Below are 21,731 nucleotides of genomic sequence, written 5' to 3'. Positions count from 1 at the left end.
TTTTTAACGAATCTAGAGAAATGCAAGCGAAAGGCACTTCGAGCAGACAAGGCAGCCGGGCAGGTGCCCTGGCGCTGCTGCTGATTACCACCCTCTACAGCGGGTTTGTCAGCGCGCACGGCAGGGAAACGCTGGAAGAAGACAGCTGCGTGCGCCGCATCGGCGAGAACATGGTGCATTTGAGCGCCTACCAGCCGCAATTTGAACCCACTGCACAATACTGCACCGAGATTCCCAAGGGAGGCGATACCTTCCTCGTGATAGACCTGGTCGACCCTGCCATGCGCGACATGCCCATTGGCATGAAAGTGGTGCGTGGCACGAGTGAAGAGGACGAAACGGTCGCGCAACTGAGTCCTGCCCACCATCCGGATGGCGTCATCCAAGGGCAGACCAGCCTCGATCAGGGACTCTACACCGTATTCATCACCGCAGAGGGCGTGCCGCCCCTGCGCTACCAGTATCCCCTGCGGGTACAGATGATCAACTATGCCGAAATATTCCGCGCCGCAGTAGGCCCCCTGATCGGCCTGCTGCTGCTTGCCGTGCTGGGATACAAGCTCATGAAATCCCCGCGCGTGCAACGCTGGCGCTCCTCGCGCAACCCGTGATGCAGGAAAGATCACCGGATAGAAAGATCACCGGATAACCGGCTCCTGCCGCAGCCGGGGAGACACTGGGCCCACCTGGCAAAACAGCGGCGGATAAACGCAACCGCGATCCTTCAGGATCATTGATTCACTGGCCCATCATACTTATAGAGGCGAATTGATAATGTTCTCATCCTCACTCAAACCTGCCTTGGTCGGACTGGTATTTGCCCTGTCCCTGCCCTTCTCCTCCCAGGTGGCGGCGCACGGCGGCCTGTCGCTTGCCGATGACATATGCAAGCTCACCATCGGCCCCTTCACCATGCACTTTACCGGCTACCAGCCGGATGCCACGCAGGAAAAGGAATTCTGCGAAGACATTCCTAATACCGGCCGCACCGTAGTCGCCCTGGACTACATTGAAGAAGCGCTGCGTCCCCTGCCCACCGAAGTGCGCATCATCCGCGACACCGGCTCAGGCGGACAGCCGGCCCCCGACGAACAGCAGAAGCTCGATGAAATCACCATCCTGCACATACCGCCCAAGGTCTATCCCAATGGCTCCATCAATTTTGAATACAACTTCACCCAGCCTGGCAAGTTCGTGGGGCTCGTGACCGTCACCGACAAGGAACCGATGGTCTCGCGCTTTCCCTTCTCCGTGGGTGAACCCAGAGGCATGTCGCCCTACCTCATCATAGTCATTGTGGCAGTGATCATAGGGGCGGCTGTCTTCTTCTTGCGCGGGCGTAAATCAGCCGGTGCGAGCGCCTAGGAGAGAAAAAAGAGAAGCAAGCGCTCACTGTCGTTCTCTGGGCAGGCCCGGCGCAACAAACAGATGACTGCGGGACTGCCGATGCAGCGCTGCACCGTGCAACGATACGAGGTGCTACCCCTTCGGCACATGCTCCGGTCGCAGCGCCTGCTTTCCGGTCACGCGCCGACTCTGCTCTGAACCATGCGCGCGGAGAAGAGTCCAAGGTTCAATAAGGCAAAAAGGGAAATGGGCAGGAAGGCAGGAACAGAAAAGACAGTAATAAAGCCGGGTGCAGACAATGAAACCGGGCGTGGATCAAACAGGAACAACCGGGGACAAATAAAAAAGACAAGGATCACAGTGGCTGCCCGAAGCCGATCTTCGGGTGCAGAGCCCATATATAAGAGGAGCAAAAATGCAACCATCGATGATATCTGCTGACAGGAGAACAAGGAGAGCAAGAACAGGAAATCGGCTTCACCTGCTGGCACCCAGTCTTTTGTCGTTCCTGCTGCTCGCGGCGGGGCTGCATAGCACACCGGTGCTCGCACACGCCATGCTGGTCAAGTCAGAACCTGCGCGCCGCGCGCAACTGACACAGGTCCCCGCCCAGGTACGGCTGTTCTTCAACGAAGAAGTCGAAAAGGACTATGCAGCGCTTTCCGTGCTCGACTCCTCCAAGGCGCCTGTCACCGAAACCAAGCCGCACGTCGATGCCGGCGACCCCAAAGCCATCGTTCTGCCCCTGCCGGAGTTGAATCCGGGCAAGTACACGGTCAAGTTCCGGGTGCTGTCGGTGGACGGACATGTGGTTGACTCGTCCTACGACTTCACGATAAAGAACAAAGCTGCCGCGAAATGATCGAGGTCATCGCGACGCTCCTGCGCTGGTCGCAGCTTGCGTCCAACATGATCCTGGTAGGCGGCTGCGTGTTTCTGGCCATTGCCGGCTCCGTCCACTCGCCCTGGGTCATGCGGGTGGAGCGCGCGCTGCCGTGGCTCGCCCTCATCCTGCTCGCCGGCCTGCTTGGCATCCTGGCGACCACCACGGCACAAGCCACCGGGATTGACGAGAACGCCTGGCATCCGGCCGCCTGGCTCTCCCTCATGGAAAATACGCGCATGGGGCATATCTGGCTCGCACGCGCCGCCTGCGCTCTCGTCGTCTTTGCCATTGCCCTCTACATCCGCTTCTCCCCGCCTGCGCGCTGGCAATACATCCTGTGCGCAAGCATGGCGGCCCTGACCTTAGGGGTCGGCTCGCTTGCCAGCCACGCCGCAGCCGAAGACCTCTCGGTCGTCTCGCTTCTGCCCTACGCCCTGCACATCATCCTGGGCAGCGTCTGGTTTGGCGCCTTGCCGGCTTTCCTCGTGGTCTGCTTTGCCTGCAAGCCCGAGAGCGAACTGAAACAGGCCTCCACCAGAAATACCGGCATACAGCCTGGCCTGCAGACGCAGGCGCTCCAGCGCATCCACGCCGTATTCCAGTCGCGCGAGGAAGCCTTCCGGCAGGATGCCCAGGCCCTGCGGCGCTTCTCCACCCTGGCGCTGCCCGTCATGCTGGCGGTGATTGCAACCGGCATCCTCATCACCTACCGCATGGTCGATGCCAACTACAGCGGACTGGTTGCCACCCAATACGGCTGGCTGCTCAATGGCAAGATCGCCCTGCTGGTGGTGGTGCTCATCATCGCCTCGCGCGCGCGCTCGAGCTGGCTGCCGCTGTTCTACAAGGACGCAGGAACAAAAGGAGCAGATAACGGCGGACGAAAGCTCAGGAAATGGGTGAGCTTCGAATTCGTGCTGGCCTTAGGGATAGTGCTGCTTGCCACCATCGTTGCCAACACGGTTCCTGCCAAGCACGCCCTGATCCAGGACTGGCCCTATTCCTTCCGTTTCTCCCTTGCCGCCACCTGGGGGGAGCCTGCCATCATGCTGCGCGTCTACAGCGGCATCGCCCTGCTCGCTCTGGCCGCGGCCGCAGTCTTCTTTGGGCGCAGGAAGCACTGGGACAAAAAGCTGCGCTTCGGGTTGCCCGTCCTCCTGGCACTCGCAGGTTTAGGCGTAGGCCTGCCGCCTTTGACGGTGGATGCCTATCCCGAGACCTACCGCAAGACCCCGGTGCCATTTGACACCATCTCCATTTCCAATGGCGCCGTCCATTTTGCCGAGAACTGTGTAGCCTGTCACGGGCTGCAAGGCAAGGGCGATGGCGTGATGGCCAAGAGCTTTGCCAAGCCGCCGGTGGACCTTCTGACCGAACCGCACACGGCCCGCCATACCGCAGGCGACTTCTTCCACTGGCTCTCCTTCGGCATCCCCGATACCGGCATGCCTTCCTTTGGCGACAAGCTCGATGAGGAAGACCGCTGGGACGTTGTGAACTTCCTGCACGCCATGTCGCGCGGCTACCAGGCGCGCCTGATGAGTCCCACTGTCAAGCCCGAGCAGCCGCAGCCCAACATGGGTCCGCCCAATTTCTCGTATATGGCGCAGGATGGCTCAAGCGGCACCCTGAAGGACTTCCGCAACCAGAAGAACGTACTGCTGGTATTATTCTCCTGGCCGCAATCGCGCGAGCGCCTGGCACAATTGGAAGCGCTCCATGCAGAACTGCAGGCCGGCAACACGGTGCTTCTGGCGGTGCCCGAGCATGATTTGAGCACAACCGCTCTTGGCCAGCTCAAAGCGAGCGTTCACTTCCCCGTCGTGACCGAAGGGGCGGAGGAGATCGTGCGCAGCTATGCCCTGTTCCGGCGCACGCTCTCCCATCCGGACCTCCTGGGTGCTGGCACGGTGCCTGACCACATGGAGTTCCTGGTGGACCGCTTCGGCTTTCTGCGCGCGCGCTGGATACCCGAATTCGATGGCGCGGGCTGGTCCAGCCCCGACATGCTGATGCAGCAGGTGGCGCAACTCAACCGCGAAGGGGAAATCCTCCCGCCGCCAGGCGAGCATGTGCATTAGCGATTAGCGGTAAAAGGGAGGCTGCCTCAATCAAGAGCCCCGACTCCTCATGTTCAATCGGGATTGCCTGTTTGAGGCGTGTTCTCTGGATCAGGCGGTTGTTCCACGTTTTCCTTCGGTTCAATCAGTGAACCCAGTTCTTCCAATGGCGGCAATTCCTCCAGGGAGCGAAGTCCAAGATCATTAAGAAATTCAACGGTCGTAGCATACAAGATGGGCCTACCCGGTACCTCACGATGGCCGACGGCAGATATCCAGCCTCTTGATTCCAATGCCTTCAGCACTGAACTGGCGACCGCAACCCCCCGTATCTCCTCGATATCGCCGCGTGTCACTGGCTGGCGATACGCAATGATGGCGAGCGTTTCCAATACTGCCCGCGAATAGCGAGGCGGTTTCTGCGGGTTGAGGCGATCGAGAAATTCCTGCATTTCCGCTTTAGCCTGGAAGCGCCACCCGCTTGCAACCTGCACGAGTTCCACGCCTCTTCCTTCCCAGTCCCTGCTCAACTCGTCCAGCAGGCGCCGCAGGATTTCCGAGCCTAGTTCACCCGCGAACAGTTTTTTCAGTTCCGACAGAGGGAGAGGTTCCGGGCTGGTGAGTAATGCAGCTTCCAGAACCTTTTTAACCTGAACAGGGGATGAAACAGAGAAACTAGGCGGTGGTAAGGACGCTGATCGGTCGGACATAAATCATTTCAAAAGCGTGCGGCTGACTGACCTCCACCTGGCGTTCCTTCACAAGCTCCAATAACGCCAGAAACGTCACCACAAGTCCCGCTGCTCCGGCAGCGGCATCAAATAAATCACTGAATTCCACAAAATGGTGTCCCTGCACATGCCGCAGGATACGGCTCATATGTTCGCGGACTGAAAGTTCTTCCCGCGTGATGTTGTGCCGGCGATTTACGTTCAGGCGCGCCATCAGGATAAGCCAGGCATTGCGAAGATCATCGGCGTTGACTTCCGGTAGGCGTTCAATCACTTTTTGCTCGATCCATACGTTCGTCAGCGCGAAATCGCGTTCCACCTGGGGCAGCGCGTTGAGCTTCTGCCCAGCGACCTTCATCTGCTCGTATTCCAGTAGACGCCGCACCAGTTCTGCTCGCGGGTCCACCTCGTCCTCATCCTCCCTGGCAACGGGTTTGGGCAGCAACATCCGCGACTTGATTTCGATCAGAACAGCGGCCATCAATAGGTATTCCGCGGCCAGTTCCAGTTTATTCGCACGCATCATTTCGATATAAGCCAAATATTGACGCGTGAGTTCCGCCATCGGTATATCGAGTACATCCAGATTGTGCCTGCGAATAAGATAAAGCAGCAGGTCCAATGGCCCCTGAAACGTATCGAGAAATACTTCCAGCGCATCCGGTGGAATATATAAATCCGATGGGATCTCCGTCACCGGCTCGCCATGTATGCGGGCAATGGGATTTACCACAGGGTTTGTCACCGGCGGAGCAGGGGGTTCCTCAATGGAAAGGCTTTGAAAATCGTTCATTCTCGGATAAATCGAGCAACGTCCATGATAGATAGCAAGCGTCGATGCGGCTGGACTGCCTATGTTGCTTCGTGCAAAGCAAAAATCAGGAATAATCCAGTCCCATTGCCTCCCTGACCTCGCGCATGGTTTCCTGTGCCAGCTTATCGGCCTTTTCGCAACCATCGGCAATGATATTTCGCACCAGTGAAGGCTCTTCTTCGTATATGCGTGCACGTTGGTGCATTGGTCGCTGCTCGGCCAGTATTGCATCGATGACAGGTTGCTTGCAGTCCAGGCAGCCGATACCCGCAGTGATACAGCCCTCATAAGCCCACCTCTTCGTATCTTCATCCGAGTATACGAGATGGAATTGCCATACCGGGCACTTCTCCGGGGTTCCAGGATCAATACGCCGTACGCGTGCGGGATCGGTCGGCATCGTACGAATTTTTCTGGTGACGCTCGCCGGGTCTTCGCGCAGGGTAATGGTGTTGTTATAGGACTTTGACATTTTCTGGCCGTCCAGTCCGGGCATTTTCGACGCTGTCGTCAGCATCGCTTCCGGCTCGGAAAGAATCATCTTTCCACCGCCTTCCAGGTACCCGAACAGGCGTTCCTGGTCACCCATGCTCAAATTTTGCTGCTCATCCAGCAACGATTTCGCTGCCGCAAGCGCTTCTTCGTTTCCCTGTTCCTGGTAACGGTTCCTCAAGTCCCGATAGAGGCGGGCTTTTCGGGAACCCAGTTTCTTGATCGCCGCTTCCGCCTTTTCCTGGAATCCGGGTTCCTTTCCGTAGACATGATTAAAGCGTCGCGCAATTTCCCGAGTGAACTCGATATGCGGCGTTTGATCTTCTCCCACCGGCACCCGTGTAGCCCGGTAAATAAGGATGTCCGCGCTTTGCAGCAAGGGATATCCAAGAAAGCCATATGTGTTCAATTCTTTTTCAACCAGCTTTTCCTGCTGATCCTTGTAGGACGGGACGCGCTCCAGCCAGCCTAGCGGGGTGATCATGGAAAGCAGCAGGTGCAACTCTGCGTGCGCGGGAATACGTGACTGTATGAATAACGTCGCCTGTGCCGGGTCGACACCGGCTGCAAGCCAGTCGATCACCATGTCCCAGACATGCTCTTCGATGATTTCCGGCGTATCGTAATGGGTTGTGAGGGCATGCCAGTCGGCGACGAAGAACAGGCATTCAAACTCGTGTTGCAGTTCTATCCAGTTTTTGAGCACGCCATGATAATGCCCCAGATGCAGCCCCCCCGTCGGCCGCATTCCCGACAAAACGCGATCAGCGAACATAAATCATTGCCTCGGTAACTTCCAACCAGAATCCTTCAGTAGAGAAGCAGTTCAATTAAGCATTGAAACCAAAAAACAACGCCATCAAATGGATCGTGATTGCAATCAGCGGTCCTATAACAGCCCCGAGTACACCCGTCGCCAGCAGAAACAAAAGGATCATGAAACCGTAAGGCTCGATCTTCGAAAAATTATAGGCCAGACGGGGTGGCAGCAGGCTTACCGCAACCCGACCTCCATCGAGCGGCGGCAGAGGCAACAGGTTCAGCACCATCAGCACCACGTTGATTTTGATTCCCGCCTCACCCATCAATATCAGCGGCTCGGCCAATCCGTCCTGGGGCAGCCCGAGCGCAAACTTGATGACGAACCCCCAAAGTATCGCCATGAAGAGGTTCGCGCCCGGACCGGCGAGTGCCACCCACATCATGTCCTGCTTGGGATTGCGCAACGCGGAGAAGTTGACCGGCACCGGCTTGGCCCAGCCGAACAGGATTCCCCCGAGCAGCATCGTTACGATCGGCAGAACGATGGTCCCCAGCGGGTCGATATGACGTATGGGATTAAGGCTGACGCGCCCCTGGGTATAGGCGGTGAGATCGCCGAAATGCTTGGCTACATACCCGTGCGCAGCCTCATGCAACGTGATGGCAAAAATGACCGGAAGCGCATAAATGGCAATGTTTTGGACAATGCTATCCATTCGGCATTCCAAAGGGTGCAAGGCTGCCCTTGCCTTGCCGTACTACCACAGGCGTATCCCCGGTCAGATCAACCACCGTGCTCATCTCGAGGCCGCAGGCGCCGCTATCCAGTATCAGTTCCACCCGATGCTCGAGACGTGCGCGGATTTCCAGAGGATCATTGAGCGGAAGCTCCTCCCCTGGCAGTATCAGGGTAGAGCTCAGCAGTGGTTCATTCAGTTCCGCCAGCAATGACTGGACGACGGCGTGATCCGGAATTCTCACACCGATCGTGTTGCGCCTGGGATGCAGCAGACGCCGCGGCACTTCCCGGGTAGCCTGAAAGATAAACGTGTAGCAACCGGGGGTGCAGGCCTTGAGCAACCGGTATTCCGTGTTATCGAATTTGGCGTAGCGCGAGATTTCCGTAAAGTCCCGGCACATGAGGGTGAAATGGTGATGCTCATCCACTCCGCGCAGCACGCGAATACGGCTCATGACGTTTTTGTCGCCCAGCTGCCCGCCCAGCGCGTAGCAGGAATCAGTCGGGTATACGATCACGCCTCCCGCCTGCACAATGGCCGAGGCCTGCCGTATCAGGCGCGGCTGAGGGTTATCAGGGTGAATGGAAAAGAATTGAGCCACGTAGCAAACAACGATTTGAATTTTTGGGAATGCTGCCCTCGTAAAAAGCAAGCATAATCTTCGCCTTACATCAGTCCGGGCCAATCATGCCAGACGGGGGCACAGTTGGCAGGTAAAGGAGGCATTCCACCGAGGTCGAAATAGCTCTCGCCCGGCCCATGAAAATCCGAACCGCGCGACGCCAGCAATCCCAGCCGCCGGCTATGGTTGGCGAAAAGCAGGGATTGCTCAGGTGTATGGCTTGCGGTAATCACTTCTATAGCCTCCCCGCCCAGGGTCTGGAATTCCAGCAGCAGTTCTTCCAGTGCATTCTTGCCTAATTTATAACGCCCCGGATGGGCGATCACAGCTCTGCCGCCACTGCTGCGGATCCAGTTTACTGCATCACTCAGCGAAACCCATTGATGGGGAGCATAGCCTGGTTTGCCTTTTACAAGGTATTTCCTGAATACCGTCCGTATATCCTTCGCGTAACCCTGCTCAACGAGAAAACGTGCAAAGTGCATGCGGCCGATCAGCCGTCCATTCCCCGCGTTCCTGCAAGCGCCCTCAAAACTGCCGTGAATACCGAATTTGTCGAGTTGCGCCGCAATATTGCGTGCGCGCGCCGTCCTGCCCTGGCGGATGGTGCTCAAGCCCTCGACTAGTTGGGGGTGTGCGGGATCGATTCCCAATCCCACAATATGCACGGTCTGTCCACGCCAACTGACGGAGATTTCCACGCCATCGATAAACAAAACGCTGTTTTTATCTGCGGCCTTGCGCGCTTCCTCCAGGCCGCCGATGTCATCGTGATCGGTCAGTGCCAGCACTTCCACGCCACGCGCAGCCGCATGCTCCACCAACTGGGTAGGAGTCAGCAAACCATCGGAAACCGTGGAATGGGAGTGCAGATCGATATTGAGCATGAAGAGGCGGTTCGCACGAAGCGAGAGAACGCATCATAACAAATAAGGGGCAGTATGAAAAATTTACCACGGAAAAGAAGCGAAAATTTGCTATCCGGCTGATATCGCAAGCACCCATGCCGCTGCCTTGCTCAAGGCCGCCCAAACCGGAAGAGTATTTTCGGGTAAAGTATGGAAAAGAACTCTTCCCATTCAAGTCGAAAAAATGAATTTCCTGCCGGTTTTTCTAGATATCCATGATCGTAATTGTGTGGTGGCAGGCGGGGGAGAAGTGGCCGCGCGCAAGGTCGCAATGCTGCTGCGCGCGGGTGCGCGTGTGACAGTCATCGCTCCGCAACTTTGCCCTGAGTTGCAGGAGCAACTGGATGAACAATCACAGGAAGGAAAGCTTGTTTATCGTGCCGAAACTTTCCATGGCGATCATCTGGCAGATGCCGTTCTCGCCATCGCGGCCACGGATGATTTCGCCGTCAATCAAAAGGTCTCGGAAGCAGCCAATCGGCTGCGCATTCCTGTCAATGTCGTCGATAATCCCGCTCTTTGCTCCTTCATCATGCCGTCAATCGTGGACCGTACGCCGGTTATTGTCGCGGTTTCGAGCGGAGGTACGTCACCTGTGCTGACAAGACTGCTGCGAGCGCGTCTGGAAACCATGATACCGGCGGCTTACGGTCGCCTGGCTGCTTATGCTGGCGAGTTCCGTGGCCGGGTAAAACACCGTTTCTCTCAGCCGGGGAAGCGCCGCCGGTTCTGGGAGCGGGTATTGCAGGGACCGTTTGCGGAAATGGTGTTCGCGGGCAAGGATCAGGCGGCAAAGGCCTGGCTGGAGCGCGAACTTGAAAATGAAACCGAAGAACCGGTCAAGGGAGAGGTATATCTGGTAGGGGCTGGGCCCGGTGACCCTGAACTGCTGACTTTTAGAGCCATGCGACTCATGCAGCAGGCAGACGTGGTCGTGTATGATCGGCTCGTGTCACCGGAAATCCTGGATATGGTGCGGCGTGATACTCCCCGGATTTATGCCGGCAAGGAACGCAACCGGCACACGATGCCACAGGAGTCGATCAATGATTTGCTGGTGCGCCTGGCCAGGGAAGGCAAACGCGTGTTGCGCCTGAAAGGCGGCGACCCATTTATTTTTGGCCGCGGTGGCGAGGAAATCGAAACGCTTTCGGGATACGGAATTCCCTTCGAAGTGGTGCCCGGCATTACCGCTGCGAATGGTGCTGCATCCTATGCCGGCATTCCGCTCACACATCGGGATTACGCCCAGTCCTGCATATTCGTCACCGGACACCTGAAGGATGGCAGTGTGGACCTGGACTGGCCAATGCTGGCGCGGCCGAAGCAGACCATCGTTGTTTACATGGGGTTGCTTGGATTGGCCGTTCTATGCAAACAGCTGGTCGCACACGGACTGCCCAATACCACACCCGCCGCAATCGTGCAGCAGGGCACCACCCGCAAGCAGCGGGTGCTTGCCGGTACCCTCGAAACGCTTCCCGACTTGACTGCTGCCGCCCATCTCGTTCCCCCCACTCTTGTTATCGTGGGCGAGGTTGTGAAGCTGCACCAAAAACTTGCATGGTTCCAGCCGGAGGAGAATCTGTCCGACGATGCAAAGTGAAATTATTGTGGACGGGTATTCTGCAAGGAGCATTCAATATCAGGTTAGATTTTGCCCGGGTCGACTCCGGGCAAAGGCGGGCTCCTGGTCTGCATGCCGTAGGCCAAACGCCACCTGATAATGGTAATGGTGTTTGGCGGACAGCCAGATGCTACTATTGCTACTATTCAGTGCCCTGGTTTACTTATCCGGCTGGGGCGTGATGCGCAGATAGGGGCGCGGAGCGGTATAGCCTTTCGGAAACTTCTGCTTGATCACTTCCTCATCACGGATAGTCAGCGGGATAATCACATCACCGCCGTCATTCCAGTTGGCCGGGGTAGCGACGGTATAGTTATCGGTCAGTTGCAGTGCATCGATCACCCGCAGCACCTCATCGAAATTGCGTCCGGTGCTCATAGGGTAAGTGAGGATAAGCCGCACTTTCTTCTTCGGGTCAATCACAAAAAGTGAGCGCACCGTCATGGTTTCCGACTGATTCGGGTGAATCATGTCATATAGCCCTGCGACCTTTCTGTCCTCGTCCGCAATAATGGGAAAGGCGACGGTACAGTTCTGCGTTTCCTCGATATCCTTGATCCACCCGGCATGTTTTGCCACAGGATCGACCGACAACCCGATCGCTTTCACATTACGCTTGTCGAATTCAGACTTGAGCTTGGCTGTCATTCCCAGTTCGGTTGTGCACACCGGCGTGTAATCCGCGGGATGCGAAAACAATACTGCCCAGGAATCATCTATCCACTCATGAAATTTGATCCTGCCGATGGAGGATTCCTGTTCGAAATCGGGCGCTGTATCGCCTAAGCGTAAGGTCATGGCATTCTCCGTGAGTTAAAACGTCGATGGAAATTTCATAGATATCGGCTCAATATAGCCTGCCTGCTGCAATCACTCAACAACTATTATTTGCGTTCATTATGCCTTGAGACGGTTGTTTTCGCCTTCGAAGGAAAACATCAGAACTCCTGCCACGAATCATCCTCCTTCCTGGCAACGATCGGAAAACCCCACGAATACGGAGGTTCGTATTTCTGCAAAATCTCATAATAGATCCGCACTGATTCTGCCAATACTACCGCTTGACCTCCACGCGCAAAGCCATGCTTGAGAGCACGGAAATGCTCGCTTTGGCTGAGTAACGGCAACGTTCTTTTCAGGTCAACCCACGCATCGGGGCTCAACCCCATCCGTTCCGCCAGTATGCGCGCATCTTCCAGGTGACTCGGCCCCTGGTTATAGGCAGCCAGCGCCATCCAGGTGCGATCCGGCTCCTTGATGCGCGTGGGCAGTTTATCCTTGAGTAACGCGAAGTAGCGTGCCCCGGCAAGTATGCTTTGGCGTGCATCCAGCCTATCCGTCACTTTCATCCGGTCTGCCGTGATTTCCGTCAACATCATGAGGCCACGCACGTTGGAGGGAGAAGTCGCCAGGGGGTCCCAGTGAGATTCCTGATAGGCGAGTGCGGCAATCAATCTCCAGTCGATGCCGCTCAGCTCTTCGGCTTCATGAAAATGTTCGCGCAACTCAGGCAAAACGGTGCGGCGTTTGGCAAGAATGCCGTTTACATCCGTATGATGAAGACGTTCTATGTGTCCGTAGTATCGGTCAAGCAGACGCGTCAAGGTGCCATCCTCCTGGATTCGGGTGAAGAATTTTTGTGTCGCCTCCAGTAACGCCTGTTCGGCAAATGGTGAAAATGCCCATGCTCGTCCTACCGAATCGCCCAAATTGAATGCTGCGTTCAGATTGGGGTAAAAATTCTTCGCGAGATTGATCTGGGTTGAATCCGCTACCACATAATCGACCTTGCCTTCCGCCAGTCTCGCGAGCAGTTCGTCGGGCGTGAGGTCCATTTCTTTCCATTTCAGCTCGGGCGCATCGTGCTTTGCCTTGTTCAGCTGCTCAGCGTGAGTTACGCCTTTCGCAATGCGAATAGTTCTTCCACCGAGCTGATGAAGGTTTTTTGGCTTGCTGTAGTCCGTGTTATAGGCGAGCTGGGGCTGTACGAGTTGGTAAATCGGGCCGAACTCGGCATGCCGCGAGTGCTTTGCGCTGATGTTCATGCCAGCGGCAAAATGTCCTTTGTGCCTTTCAAGGAGAGACCATACCTTATCCAGTCTGGGCACTGTCTTGAATCTCACTTTCATTCCCAGGTCCTTCGCAAATTCAGTGGCGAGGTCGTAATCCAGTCCGGCATAACCGCCTTCCGCATTCTCGTAATACGTGTCCGGACTATTGACGGTGATCACTACCAACTCATCCGTTTTGTCGAACGGCAATACCGATCTTTCAAACGAATCACAGGAAGTGAGCAGAGCGCCGCAACCGAAAATAGCAATTAAAAAACGAGAAAGAGATCGCATCGAGAAGAGATAACTAGAATCGGGAAACATTCTGCCATCGAGTCTTGTCCAAGCGCGAGAAAAACATAGGATAAGCTGATAAAATAGTTCATCACTGGAGAGGTACCGAAGTGGCCATAACGGCGCTGACTCGAAATCAGATGGTCAGGGTAACCTGGCACGTGGGTTCGAATCCCACCCTCTCCGCCAGCCTTCCTAAGTTATTGGTAATTCAATAACTTTCTAAGTATCTGTAGGTTTTTATGTTTTGCTACATAAAGTGCTACAAAACACCTCTACAGATCAATGCCTAGAAAAATCCCTTACCTGCAAAGACGCAGCGATACCTTTTCGTTCCGCGTGGCCGTCCCCGCTGAGCTTCAGGAAGTGATTGGCAAGCGAGAGTTTACCAAAACTCTTGAAACAGGGGAGAAAAGTGTTGCTATTTCGAAGATAAAGGAAGGTCAGTCTATCGATCGCTCGCGGTGCTGCTCACCGGCAGTTCCGGTCCAGGAGGTGTGAGTGGCATGAGGCGACGCGCTGCGATCCGCACGCTGCTGTGCGGGACCGCTGATGCGGCGAAGGTTGTACGCCGTATTGATCAAACCGACGTGGGAAAACGCCTGGGGAAAGTTTCCCAGCTGGCGCCGGTGACGGGGGTGGTATTCCTCGGCAAGAAGCCCGAGGTCGTTGCGTAGAGACAGGAGGCGCTCGAAAAGAACTTCCGCGTCGTGACCGCGGCCGATCATTGTATAGGCATCGGCGAGCCAGAAACTGCAAACGAGAAAAGTTCCTTCCTCACCGGGGAGCCCGTCTTTGGTTTCGCCAACGCGATAGCGCAGCACGAGTCCATCTTCCATCAGGTCGCGTTCAATGGCTTCTACCGTTCCCCGAAAGCGGGGATCGTCCGGTGGCAGAAATCCTACCTCGGCCATCAGCAGCAGGGATGCGTCCAGTCCCACGCCGTCGTAATGCTGCACGAATGTGTTCCGCTCCTTATCGTAGCCGCGCGCCAGCACTTCCCGATGAATCTCGTCGCGGAGCGTGCGCCATTTCCCGACAGGACCGGGGAAGCCGAATTGCTCCACAGCCTTTATGGCTCGATCAAACGCGACCCAAGCCATCATTTTCGAATAGACGAAGTGCTTGGCCCCACCGCGCACCTCCCAGATGCCTTGGTCTGGCCCGCGCCAAAGACTCTCCAGTCGGGAAAGAATTGCTTGCTGGAACCGCCAGGCATCCTGATGCGGCCCGAGTTGCGACTTACGGGCAGTATAAAGTGTGTCCATCAGCTCGCCGAACACGTCTATCTGAATCTGGTCGTGCGCGCCGTTGCCTATGCGTACGGGGAGGCTGTTCTCGTAACCCGGCAGCCAGGGAAGTTCGATTTCAGTCAGGCGGCGTTCGCCCCCGATCCCATACATGATCTGCATCTGGTCAGGGGCGCCAGCGGCAGCTCGGAGCATCCATTCCCTGAATGCCCCGGCCTCGTCGAAGCGTCCTGCATTCATGAATGCATATAACGTGAGAGTGGCGTCGCGGATCCAGCAGTAGCGGTAATCCCAGTTTCGGACTCCGCCGATCTCTTCGGGGAGGGAGGTCGTAAGCGCCGCGACGATGCCGCCGCTTGACTGATAGGAGAGCGCCTTGAGCGTAACGAGCGAGCGCTCGACTGCATCGTTCCATCCGGGTTCGTCGAACTCCGAGAGCTGGCAGACGCGGGTCCACTCCCGCCACCAGGCGAGCGTGTGCTCGAGTCTCATCCTGCTGTCGTCAATGAAGTGGGGCTCCCGATGTAGGGGATGATAGGCGAGCGTGAAGGGGATAACATCGCCTTCTCCCACCTCGAACTCGGCGACGGTGCACATGTGCTCGCCGCGAAGGGCGACAGGGGTTGCCAATTCCACCGCATCCGGCCCGGCAACGGCATGGATGCCATAGTCGCGGCGGCGTACCCAGGGAATGGTCTTGCCGTAACCGAAGCGCAGGGCCAGTTCCATCCGCATCGCCACCTTGCCTGACACTCCTTGTACAAGGCGGACGACGTCGACTCTCTCAGGGTCATTAGAAAGCGGCATGAAATCCACGAGCGTCACGATGCCACCCTCTGTCTCGAAGGTGGTTTCGAGGATCGGCGCATGGGGCAGATAACGTCGGCTAGGGCGTTTGCTCTTGCCAGCCGGGGAAATCCGCCAGTAACCATGCTTGGATGTCCCCAGCAGTGCGGCAAAGCATGCATCCGAATCGAACCGTGGAAGGCAAAGCCAATCCATCGAGCCATCACGGGCGACAAGCGCTCCGCTCAGCATGTTGCCGATGAATCCGTATTCCTCGATCGGTTTGCTCATCCCGCACCCCGGAATGCCGGATAGGCGGACATTGCACCATCGACGAACATTGTCGCTCCGTTCATGTAATCCGACAGATCCGAAGCAAGCCACAGCACAGCGTGCGCAATATCGTCAGGTTCACCGATACGCTTGTATGGAATAAGATCGAGCAGGTTTTTCATCGCCTCTTCAGTCCCCCATGCAGAGCGATTGATGGGAGTACGGATGGCGCCAGGAGCCACTGCGTTGACGCGAATTTTCTGGGGGGCAAACTCCTGGGCGAGCGAACGCATGAGCAGGTCCACGCCTCCTTTGGACGCCGCATAGTTAGCCTCGAATGCCCAGGGAATCACCTGATGGACGGAACTCATGCATATGATCTTGCCATTTGCCCGTGACACGTCGGGTTGCGCGCCCCGCCGCAGGAATTCGCGGATAGCTTCGCGAGAGCATAGAAACATTCCGGTGAGATTGACATCGATCACCTTCTGCCATTGGGAGAGTGTCATCTCCTGGAATTTGGCACTGCTCTCGATCCCGGCATTGTTCACCAGAATATGGAGGGTGCTGAAGCGTGCAACCGTGGCTGCGAACATCGCCACGACCTGATCCTCGTTGCTCACATCGGCGGCATAGGCAAAAGCGTCCCCACCGGCGTCTTCTATCTCCCGGCATACCTCGGCTGCATCTTTGCTGGCCTGAGGAAGATGATTGATTACAACCTTCACGCCTGCGCAACCCAGCGCGAGGGCGCAAGCGCGGCCTATGCCTGAAGACGCACCCGTTACCATGGCAACCTGTCCGGAAAGGCCGAACGTATCCTTGCTGATCGCGAACTGTTTTGCGTTCATTGGGGTTCCCTGATCCTCAATAGCTATCCTGTTGATCGATGAATTGAATCAGTGCAAAGCGTCTGCCCTTAACACGCCACACGCCTCTCGCCATCGGCGACCGATGCGAAGGATAAAGAACCGCGCCAAGCAGTTCGTCCCAGACTTTCGTATCCAGCTCAGCTTCGGGACTCCTAAGCTCTCCGGCTGCCTCGGGTCGGGTTTGCAGATAGGAAGGCCGCATACTTGTAATTCACGGGCGCTGATTTCAAAGTAGCACGCCTTCACAAGGGCGTCAAACTCGAACCCAGGCCGAAGAAAGAAATTGAATTGCGTTGTTTCTTTGAAGGAGGAGTTGCCAGACTCGCAAAACTTGATGATTCGACCTGTGCACCTTCGAGATTGATCTCATGGCAAACCCGCGCAAAATAGGTATGATATAACCGCTATTCCCGTTTCCTGTCCGCCCTCTCCGCAGAGCCAACAGTCACCGAAACAGGCGTAATGCGGGTTGTGGCGAGAAACCCGCAGACGACATGAGATACTCTGCTTTTTAGCAATTATCATTTCCTCGGGAAAATAAATGACAATCCAACTTACCCCGGAAAATATTCTTAAAACCGGTATGGCCTTCTGGCCGGCAAAGACCCTGCTTTCTGCGGTCGAGCTGGACGTGTTCACTCAATTGGCCCAAGGCTCATTGAGCCGAGGTACTCTTGCCGAAAAGGTAGGATTGCATCCGCGGGCGGCGTGTGACTTCCTTGATGCCCTTGTAGCGCTCGGCTTCCTGAAACGCGAAGGTGACCGTTACAGCAACACGTCCGAAACCGATCTGTTCCTCGACCGCAACAAGCCATCGTACATTGGCGGCATTCTGGAGATGGCGAACCGCCGGCTCTATCCGATCTGGAGCAATCTTACCGAGGCGCTCCAGACTGGCAAACCGCAAAACGAGATCAGGACGGGTGAGGCCGATCTCTTCGAGAAGCTTTATGCCGACCCTGCCGGGTTAAAGGAGTTTCTTGCCGCCATGACTGGCGTGAGCCGCGCGGCGAACATGACTATTGCACGTACCTTTCCCTGGCAGGGCTATCATACGTTCATTGATGTCGGCACGGCACAGGGGGACCTCGCTGTGCAGATCGCTCTTGCCAATCCTCATTTGCGCGGGATGGGTTACGACCGTCCGGAGGTTGGCCCGATTTTCGAGCAGTACGCTCAAGCGGCGGACGTGGGTGATCGAGTTTCTTTTGTGCCTGGTAATTTCTTCGACGAAGACCTGCCCAAGGCAGATGTCGTGTTGATGGGGCATATCCTGCACGACTGGGACCTCTCTACGAAAAAAATGCTCATCGCGAAAGCGTTTGACGCACTCACGGCAGGCGGCGCGCTTGTCGTGTATGAATCTATCATAGATGACGACCGGTCACAGAACGCGTTCGGTCTGATGATGAGCCTGAACATGCTGATAGAAACACCGGGAGGTTTCGATTTCACCGGCGCGGACTGCATGGGATGGATGAAAGAGGTGGGCTTTTCCGATACGCGTGTGCAACCCCTGATTGGGGCGGATTCCATGGTGATCGGCATCAAATAAACGTCCTTCCGCTCCCATTCCGCCAGCCTTGCCCTCTCCTGTATCATCGAGCCTCGCCCGTATTCGGAAAAATCATGAAAATCCAGGTCCTTACACTGCTGGCCGTTCCGTTGCTACATGCCTGTGCAGGCACGCCTGAATATACGCAAAGTTCGATGAAATTGAGGGATGGGACTACGCATTATTTCATTAAGACACGCATGGGGCCTTGTGCCAACAGCCGGGATTGGGCAACCAGAACGTTGACGAAGGGTGCCAATGAAATTTGCAAGGATGGCTACGTGCTCATTGACCAGCAGACACCCATCATCCTCGATCCGATGCGCGCCGCAGACAAGGATGGAGAGCTTTTGTGGCAAATCAGGTGCAACGATATCCGACAGTCTAACTCCTAGTTTTTTCCTGGTCGATGCCCCTCGTCACTGCCTGATTTCTCTTTGTAGGGGCGTACGTGTGCCAGACCGAATACCTCATGCAGGCTTCCTGCCAGGTCGTCCTGATTGATCCTCGACGTCAACAGAGGATTATTCATATCTTGAATTTCGATTGTCATCGTTCCGTCGCATTTTTTCTTCCGGAGGTGCCAACTGCTGTGTGTGATGCAACTGGCAGAGGGTTATACCGGTCGATGAAGAAGAAAAGTGGCGGACGGTTCCGTGCGACGCCTAATATATAATCTCAACGATGTGCTTTTGATATGTCTGCCTGATTCGCTTATTGACTGGAAACTGGGCAGACAATTGCGCCGGCTCCGGCTCCTTTTGCCTCTATTCAGCCCTAATCCAAGCCAAAATCCAAACCAGCATTGAGGGACTCTCGATATGAAACGCTATACCATCGAACAATTCATGGCGACGATCTCAATAATGGGGGCGTCGTTCAGCGCGGATGAAGAGCGCATCCTGTTCAGCAGCAATGAGTCGGGCATTTTCAATGCTTATACGCTTCCAGTGATGGGCGGTACGGCCGAGCCGATGACCCGCTCCACCATCGATACCACGTTTTCGGTCAGCTTCTTTCCGCACGATGATCGGGTACTGATCACGCGGGATTATCATGGTGATGAAAATTATCATCTGTTCCTGCTTGCCCCCGACGGCGAGGAGGAAGACCTGACACCGGGGGAAAAGCTCAAGGCGCAATTCATGGGCTGGAGCCCTGATGGACATGCTTTTTACGTCGCCACCAATGAGCGAGATGCCAGATTCTTCGATGTATACCGTTACGATGCCGAGACTTTTGCGCGAACCTTGCTGTACAAGAATCACCAGGGGTTCGATCTTGGTCCCATCAGCCGCGACGAGCGCTGGATTGCGCTGAACCGGTCGCATACTGCATCGGACAGTGACATTTACCTGTTCGATGTCGAAAAACAGGAAGTAAGGCACCTCACGCCGCATGAAGGCTCCATCAGTTTCCGTGCTGAAACCTTCGACCCCGCCTCGCGCAAACTCTTCTTTCTTACCACGGAGGGAAGCGAATTCAAGCATTTGTGCACCTATGATCTCACCTCCGGGGTCGTCTGCAACCACGAGAGCGCTGAGTGGGACGTGATGTACACCTATTTTTCACGCGATGGTCGATTTCGCGTAACGGGCATCAACGAAGATGGGAGTATCGTCATTCGTGTTGTCGAAATTGAGGATGGAGAAAGGGAAAAACCTGTAAAACTGCCAGCGCTGCCCGAAGGAGAAATCCGCGGTGTGGTCTTTTCGCAAAGCAGTGCGCGTATGGCCTTCTATGTAAATGGCGATCGCTCTCCCGATAATCTGTTCGTGCACGATTTCAACACCGGGCAGTTCCACCAGCTCACGCAGAGCCTGAGCAAGGAGATCGATTCATCACATCTGGTGGAGGCGGAAGTGGTACGGTTCCGATCCTTCGATGGAATGGTGATTCCATCCATCTATTACAAGCCGCATGAAGCATCAGACACTAACAAGGTGCCTGCGATCGTGTACGTTCATGGAGGACCTGGCGGGCAGACCATGCGGGGTTACAGCGCGCAGATTCAGTATCTCGTGAACCACGGGTATGCCGTGCTGGGCATCAATAACCGGGGAAGCTCCGGCTATGGTAAAACCTTCTTTACTGCGGCCAACCGCAAGCACGGACGAGAGCCCTTGTGGGATTGTGTGGAAGCGAAGACCTTTCTGGCCAGTCTCGGTTACATCGACCATGAGCGCATCGGTATCATGGGCGCGAGCTATGGCGGCTACATGACGCTTGCAGCCCTCGCATTCCGGCCTGAAGCTTTCAAGGTAGGAGTGGACATTTTCGGTGTCAGCAACTGGCTGCGCACCCTGGAGAGCATTCCTGTTTACTGGGAGTCCGTCCGCAAAGCCATTTATGATGAAATTGGAGACCCGGTGGCGGATATCGATTTTCTTATTGCGACTTCCCCGCTGTTCCACGCCAGGGAAATACAAAAGCCTTTGTTGGTCATTCAAGGAGCCAATGATCCGCGTGTGGTCAAGGCCGAGAGCGATGAAATGGTGGAGGCAGTCAGGAAGCATGGTGTTCCGGTGGAGTACATTGTTTTTCCTGATGAAGGCCACAGTTTTACCAAGAAAAAGAACCAGATCGAGGCCAATTGGCGAATACTGGAGTTTCTGGACAAGTATCTGAAAGGTGACGTGAACAAGACTGTAAGCCGGGGGGAAAAGTAGGACAACGCCGTTCCGCCGACCGTCCGATATCACCGGTGTAGGGCGGGCTTCGCCCGCCGTTTGCTTCCATCTTAATGTAGTACATGGGATAGCGGATAGCTTCGCCGTCAGGCAGGCGATCTTCATCGCCGTCGCGGCGCAGCCTCCTCTCCAAAAAACTCGCGTATCAGGAAATCCTCCAGGCCCTTGCTGTCTTCGGGTCGAGCGGAGAGGACGACCACACGGTCGAGACGATAGGATTCCCAGTTGAAATCCCCTTTGTGATATTGCCGGATCAGTTCGATCATTTTTCGAACGACGGCCCGTTGAATATCGCCACCGGGCCCGGCATCGACTTCCACCACCTCCCGGCGGGGAACGCTGCTATCCTTCTTCCAGGCACGAAACAGAAACTGTGCCGTTCGCGGCCCCATCCTGATGATCTGGAATATCCCGCTTGCGCCGGGCTCCTTGAGGTTGCGCATCACGTTAGCCATGCGCAGTTCTTCTTCGGAAGGCTCGCGCTCGATCGCCTCAGGTTCAACGGGTTCATCCTCGAAAATTCCGCTTGCCCGGCGCCGCTCCCGCGCCTCGTTCATATACGCCAGCAGATCTTTCGGGCGTTCAGTCTCTGGAGAAGCCTGTGGAACAGTTTTCTGAACCGGCGTGCGTTCCTTGCTGCCCTCACGGTTTTCCATTGCTTTTTCCCGTTTGGGTTTCAGTGGCTTGGTTCCTCCTTCTCCCAGCCGCGATTGAGGTCGAGGCTTAGGAGGTGGTTTAGGCGCAGGGGGTGCCTTGGGACTGGGGGGCGCGGGCGGCGGTGGCTTCTGTTCCGGTGTCTCTTCGGCGAGTTCCACGAAGCTGGCTTCAATCGCAGGAGGTCCCTTGATCTCCACCTCGGGCGCGGTGAGAAAGAACCCGAACGCCCAGATGATGAGCACCCAGAGGACAGACGCCAGCGGCAGGGGCCACCAGATGCGGATTTCCCTCGATCCGGACTTGAGCATCGTTCG

The 21,731-nt window shown here is 56.1% G+C and carries 22 protein-coding genes and 1 tRNA gene; 10 read left to right on the top strand and 13 right to left on the bottom strand.

The features are described from left to right. Positions 1-20: 20 nt before the first annotated feature. The 4 genes from ACZ5BW_RS12110 to ACZ5BW_RS12095 all read left to right on the top strand — a co-directional run bounded on the left by ACZ5BW_RS12110 (position 21) and on the right by ACZ5BW_RS12095 (position 4,314). Complete coding sequence (locus tag ACZ5BW_RS12110; protein ID WP_464543704.1) at positions 21-611, top strand: hypothetical protein; 591 nt, start codon at positions 21-23, stop codon at positions 609-611. A gap of 163 nt (positions 612-774) precedes the next feature. Beyond that, positions 775-1,365: a hypothetical protein gene (locus tag ACZ5BW_RS12105; protein ID WP_464540286.1), complete on the top strand. Its 591-nt coding sequence runs from the start codon at positions 775-777 to the stop codon at positions 1,363-1,365. 397 nt (positions 1,366-1,762) lie between these two features. After that, entirely contained in the window at positions 1,763-2,209 is a 447-nt protein-coding gene (locus ACZ5BW_RS12100; protein WP_464540284.1) for a copper resistance CopC family protein, read from the top strand. Then, a complete protein-coding gene (locus ACZ5BW_RS12095; RefSeq protein WP_464540282.1) occupies positions 2,206-4,314 on the top strand; it encodes a CopD family protein in 2,109 nt (702 codons plus the stop codon). The genes ACZ5BW_RS12100 and ACZ5BW_RS12095 overlap by 4 nt, the downstream gene beginning before the upstream one ends. Positions 4,315-4,367: 53 nt before the next feature. On the opposite strand, the gene scpB is transcribed toward ACZ5BW_RS12095, so the two are convergent. The 6 genes from scpB to ACZ5BW_RS12065 form a co-directional block, all read right to left on the bottom strand. After that, positions 4,368-5,003 carry an SMC-Scp complex subunit ScpB gene (gene scpB / locus ACZ5BW_RS12090; protein ID WP_464540280.1) on the bottom strand — a complete coding sequence of 212 codons (636 nt, stop codon included), beginning with the start codon at positions 5,001-5,003 and terminating at the stop codon, positions 4,368-4,370. Then, positions 4,969-5,817 carry a segregation and condensation protein A gene (locus ACZ5BW_RS12085; protein WP_464540278.1) on the bottom strand — a complete coding sequence of 283 codons (849 nt, stop codon included), beginning with the start codon at positions 5,815-5,817 and terminating at the stop codon, positions 4,969-4,971. Before ACZ5BW_RS12085 ends, scpB begins: the two co-directional genes overlap by 35 nt. Positions 5,818-5,902: 85 nt before the next feature. After that, positions 5,903-7,105, bottom strand: a complete 1,203-nt coding sequence (locus tag ACZ5BW_RS12080; RefSeq protein ID WP_464540276.1) for a tryptophan--tRNA ligase — start codon at positions 7,103-7,105, stop codon at positions 5,903-5,905. A 55-nt stretch (positions 7,106-7,160) separates the two neighbouring features. Beyond that, positions 7,161-7,808: a site-2 protease family protein gene (locus ACZ5BW_RS12075; RefSeq protein WP_464540274.1), complete on the bottom strand. Its 648-nt coding sequence runs from the start codon at positions 7,806-7,808 to the stop codon at positions 7,161-7,163. Beyond that, the gene (locus ACZ5BW_RS12070; protein ID WP_464540272.1) at positions 7,801-8,433 is read right to left on the bottom strand and encodes an L-threonylcarbamoyladenylate synthase; all 633 of its coding nucleotides are present in this window, start codon (positions 8,431-8,433) and stop codon (positions 7,801-7,803) included. Before ACZ5BW_RS12070 ends, ACZ5BW_RS12075 begins: the two co-directional genes overlap by 8 nt. Before the next feature lie 65 nt (positions 8,434-8,498). Then, positions 8,499-9,341, bottom strand: a complete 843-nt coding sequence (locus ACZ5BW_RS12065) for a 3',5'-nucleoside bisphosphate phosphatase (RefSeq protein WP_464540270.1) — start codon at positions 9,339-9,341, stop codon at positions 8,499-8,501. Between the two features lie 205 nt (positions 9,342-9,546). Here ACZ5BW_RS12065 and cysG point away from each other — a divergent pair, with 205 nt between their 5' ends. Beyond that, the gene (cysG, locus tag ACZ5BW_RS12060) at positions 9,547-10,968 is read left to right on the top strand and encodes a siroheme synthase CysG (protein ID WP_464540268.1); all 1,422 of its coding nucleotides are present in this window, start codon (positions 9,547-9,549) and stop codon (positions 10,966-10,968) included. Positions 10,969-11,148: 180 nt separating this feature from the next. On the opposite strand, the gene ACZ5BW_RS12055 is transcribed toward cysG, so the two are convergent. Both ACZ5BW_RS12055 and mltF read right to left on the bottom strand, forming a co-directional pair. After that, positions 11,149-11,787 (bottom strand): peroxiredoxin, encoded by a 639-nt coding sequence (locus ACZ5BW_RS12055; protein ID WP_464540266.1) that lies wholly within the window; start codon positions 11,785-11,787, stop codon positions 11,149-11,151. Between the two features lie 140 nt (positions 11,788-11,927). Then, positions 11,928-13,334, bottom strand: a complete 1,407-nt coding sequence (gene mltF / locus ACZ5BW_RS12050; protein WP_464543703.1) for a membrane-bound lytic murein transglycosylase MltF — start codon at positions 13,332-13,334, stop codon at positions 11,928-11,930. Positions 13,335-13,430: 96 nt separating this feature from the next. On the opposite strand from mltF, the gene ACZ5BW_RS12045 reads away from it, so the two are divergent. Both ACZ5BW_RS12045 and ACZ5BW_RS12040 read left to right on the top strand, forming a co-directional pair. Continuing rightward, a tRNA-Ser gene (locus ACZ5BW_RS12045) sits at positions 13,431-13,523 on the top strand. A gap of 96 nt (positions 13,524-13,619) precedes the next feature. Beyond that, entirely contained in the window at positions 13,620-13,835 is a 216-nt protein-coding gene (locus ACZ5BW_RS12040; protein WP_464540264.1) for a DUF6538 domain-containing protein, read from the top strand. On the opposite strand, the gene ACZ5BW_RS12035 is transcribed toward ACZ5BW_RS12040, so the two are convergent. Genes ACZ5BW_RS12035 through ACZ5BW_RS12025 form a run of 3 tightly spaced genes read right to left on the bottom strand, consistent with a single transcriptional unit; the run spans position 13,778 to position 16,717 of the window. Beyond that, positions 13,778-15,661: a glycoside hydrolase family 15 protein gene (locus ACZ5BW_RS12035; RefSeq protein ID WP_464540262.1), complete on the bottom strand. Its 1,884-nt coding sequence runs from the start codon at positions 15,659-15,661 to the stop codon at positions 13,778-13,780. The two genes, ACZ5BW_RS12040 and ACZ5BW_RS12035, sit on opposite strands and share 58 nt — an antisense overlap. Continuing rightward, positions 15,658-16,494 (bottom strand): glucose 1-dehydrogenase, encoded by an 837-nt coding sequence (locus ACZ5BW_RS12030; protein WP_464540260.1) that lies wholly within the window; start codon positions 16,492-16,494, stop codon positions 15,658-15,660. Before ACZ5BW_RS12030 ends, ACZ5BW_RS12035 begins: the two co-directional genes overlap by 4 nt. Positions 16,495-16,510: 16 nt before the next feature. Then, positions 16,511-16,717, bottom strand: a complete 207-nt coding sequence (locus tag ACZ5BW_RS12025) for a hypothetical protein (protein WP_464540258.1) — start codon at positions 16,715-16,717, stop codon at positions 16,511-16,513. Positions 16,718-17,056: 339 nt separating this feature from the next. Here ACZ5BW_RS12025 and ACZ5BW_RS12020 point away from each other — a divergent pair, with 339 nt between their 5' ends. Together ACZ5BW_RS12020 and ACZ5BW_RS12015 are read left to right on the top strand one after the other, a co-directional pair. Continuing rightward, a complete protein-coding gene (locus tag ACZ5BW_RS12020) occupies positions 17,057-18,070 on the top strand; it encodes a methyltransferase (RefSeq protein ID WP_464540256.1) in 1,014 nt (337 codons plus the stop codon). Between the two features lie 74 nt (positions 18,071-18,144). Next, entirely contained in the window at positions 18,145-18,465 is a 321-nt protein-coding gene (locus ACZ5BW_RS12015; protein WP_464540254.1) for a hypothetical protein, read from the top strand. Here the strand turns inward: ACZ5BW_RS12015 and ACZ5BW_RS12010 are convergent. After that, the gene (locus tag ACZ5BW_RS12010) at positions 18,462-18,602 is read right to left on the bottom strand and encodes a hypothetical protein (protein WP_464540252.1); all 141 of its coding nucleotides are present in this window, start codon (positions 18,600-18,602) and stop codon (positions 18,462-18,464) included. The two genes, ACZ5BW_RS12015 and ACZ5BW_RS12010, sit on opposite strands and share 4 nt — an antisense overlap. Positions 18,603-18,891: 289 nt before the next feature. Here ACZ5BW_RS12010 and ACZ5BW_RS12005 point away from each other — a divergent pair, with 289 nt between their 5' ends. Beyond that, positions 18,892-20,739 (top strand): S9 family peptidase, encoded by a 1,848-nt coding sequence (locus ACZ5BW_RS12005; RefSeq protein ID WP_464540250.1) that lies wholly within the window; start codon positions 18,892-18,894, stop codon positions 20,737-20,739. 122 nt (positions 20,740-20,861) lie between these two features. Here ACZ5BW_RS12005 and ACZ5BW_RS12000 read toward each other — a convergent pair whose 3' ends face one another. After that, positions 20,862-21,725 carry a hypothetical protein gene (locus ACZ5BW_RS12000; protein ID WP_464540248.1) on the bottom strand — a complete coding sequence of 288 codons (864 nt, stop codon included), beginning with the start codon at positions 21,723-21,725 and terminating at the stop codon, positions 20,862-20,864. Between the last annotated feature and the right edge of the window lie 6 nt (positions 21,726-21,731).

It is taken from the genome of Nitrosospira sp. TNL300 (assembly GCF_055385915.1).
Note: the sequence above shows the minus strand (reverse complement) of the source record. Positions and strands in the feature narration are given on the sequence as shown.

What these genes read in the sequence shown, in the direction of transcription:
- ACZ5BW_RS12110 (WP_464543704.1), top strand. Translation starts at nt 21, where the DNA reads ATGCAAGCGAAAGGCACTTCGAGCAGACAAGGCAGCCGGGCAGGTGCC.
- ACZ5BW_RS12105 (WP_464540286.1), top strand. Translation starts at nt 775, where the DNA reads ATGTTCTCATCCTCACTCAAACCTGCCTTGGTCGGACTGGTATTTGCC.
- ACZ5BW_RS12100 (WP_464540284.1), top strand. Translation starts at nt 1,763, where the DNA reads ATGCAACCATCGATGATATCTGCTGACAGGAGAACAAGGAGAGCAAGA.
- ACZ5BW_RS12095 (WP_464540282.1), top strand. Translation starts at nt 2,206, where the DNA reads ATGATCGAGGTCATCGCGACGCTCCTGCGCTGGTCGCAGCTTGCGTCC.
- scpB (WP_464540280.1), bottom strand. Translation starts at nt 5,003, where the DNA reads ATGTCCGACCGATCAGCGTCCTTACCACCGCCTAGTTTCTCTGTTTCA.
- ACZ5BW_RS12085 (WP_464540278.1), bottom strand. Translation starts at nt 5,817, where the DNA reads ATGAACGATTTTCAAAGCCTTTCCATTGAGGAACCCCCTGCTCCGCCG.
- ACZ5BW_RS12080 (WP_464540276.1), bottom strand. Translation starts at nt 7,105, where the DNA reads ATGTTCGCTGATCGCGTTTTGTCGGGAATGCGGCCGACGGGGGGGCTG.
- ACZ5BW_RS12075 (WP_464540274.1), bottom strand. Translation starts at nt 7,808, where the DNA reads ATGGATAGCATTGTCCAAAACATTGCCATTTATGCGCTTCCGGTCATT.
- ACZ5BW_RS12065 (WP_464540270.1), bottom strand. Translation starts at nt 9,341, where the DNA reads ATGCTCAATATCGATCTGCACTCCCATTCCACGGTTTCCGATGGTTTG.
- cysG (WP_464540268.1), top strand. Translation starts at nt 9,547, where the DNA reads ATGAATTTCCTGCCGGTTTTTCTAGATATCCATGATCGTAATTGTGTG.
- ACZ5BW_RS12055 (WP_464540266.1), bottom strand. Translation starts at nt 11,787, where the DNA reads ATGACCTTACGCTTAGGCGATACAGCGCCCGATTTCGAACAGGAATCC.
- mltF (WP_464543703.1), bottom strand. Translation starts at nt 13,334, where the DNA reads ATGCGATCTCTTTCTCGTTTTTTAATTGCTATTTTCGGTTGCGGCGCT.
- ACZ5BW_RS12040 (WP_464540264.1), top strand. Translation starts at nt 13,620, where the DNA reads ATGCCTAGAAAAATCCCTTACCTGCAAAGACGCAGCGATACCTTTTCG.
- ACZ5BW_RS12035 (WP_464540262.1), bottom strand. Translation starts at nt 15,661, where the DNA reads ATGAGCAAACCGATCGAGGAATACGGATTCATCGGCAACATGCTGAGC.
- ACZ5BW_RS12030 (WP_464540260.1), bottom strand. Translation starts at nt 16,494, where the DNA reads ATGAACGCAAAACAGTTCGCGATCAGCAAGGATACGTTCGGCCTTTCC.
- ACZ5BW_RS12025 (WP_464540258.1), bottom strand. Translation starts at nt 16,717, where the DNA reads ATGCGGCCTTCCTATCTGCAAACCCGACCCGAGGCAGCCGGAGAGCTT.
- ACZ5BW_RS12020 (WP_464540256.1), top strand. Translation starts at nt 17,057, where the DNA reads ATGACAATCCAACTTACCCCGGAAAATATTCTTAAAACCGGTATGGCC.
- ACZ5BW_RS12015 (WP_464540254.1), top strand. Translation starts at nt 18,145, where the DNA reads ATGAAAATCCAGGTCCTTACACTGCTGGCCGTTCCGTTGCTACATGCC.
- ACZ5BW_RS12010 (WP_464540252.1), bottom strand. Translation starts at nt 18,602, where the DNA reads ATGAATAATCCTCTGTTGACGTCGAGGATCAATCAGGACGACCTGGCA.
- ACZ5BW_RS12005 (WP_464540250.1), top strand. Translation starts at nt 18,892, where the DNA reads ATGAAACGCTATACCATCGAACAATTCATGGCGACGATCTCAATAATG.
- ACZ5BW_RS12000 (WP_464540248.1), bottom strand. Translation starts at nt 21,725, where the DNA reads ATGCTCAAGTCCGGATCGAGGGAAATCCGCATCTGGTGGCCCCTGCCG.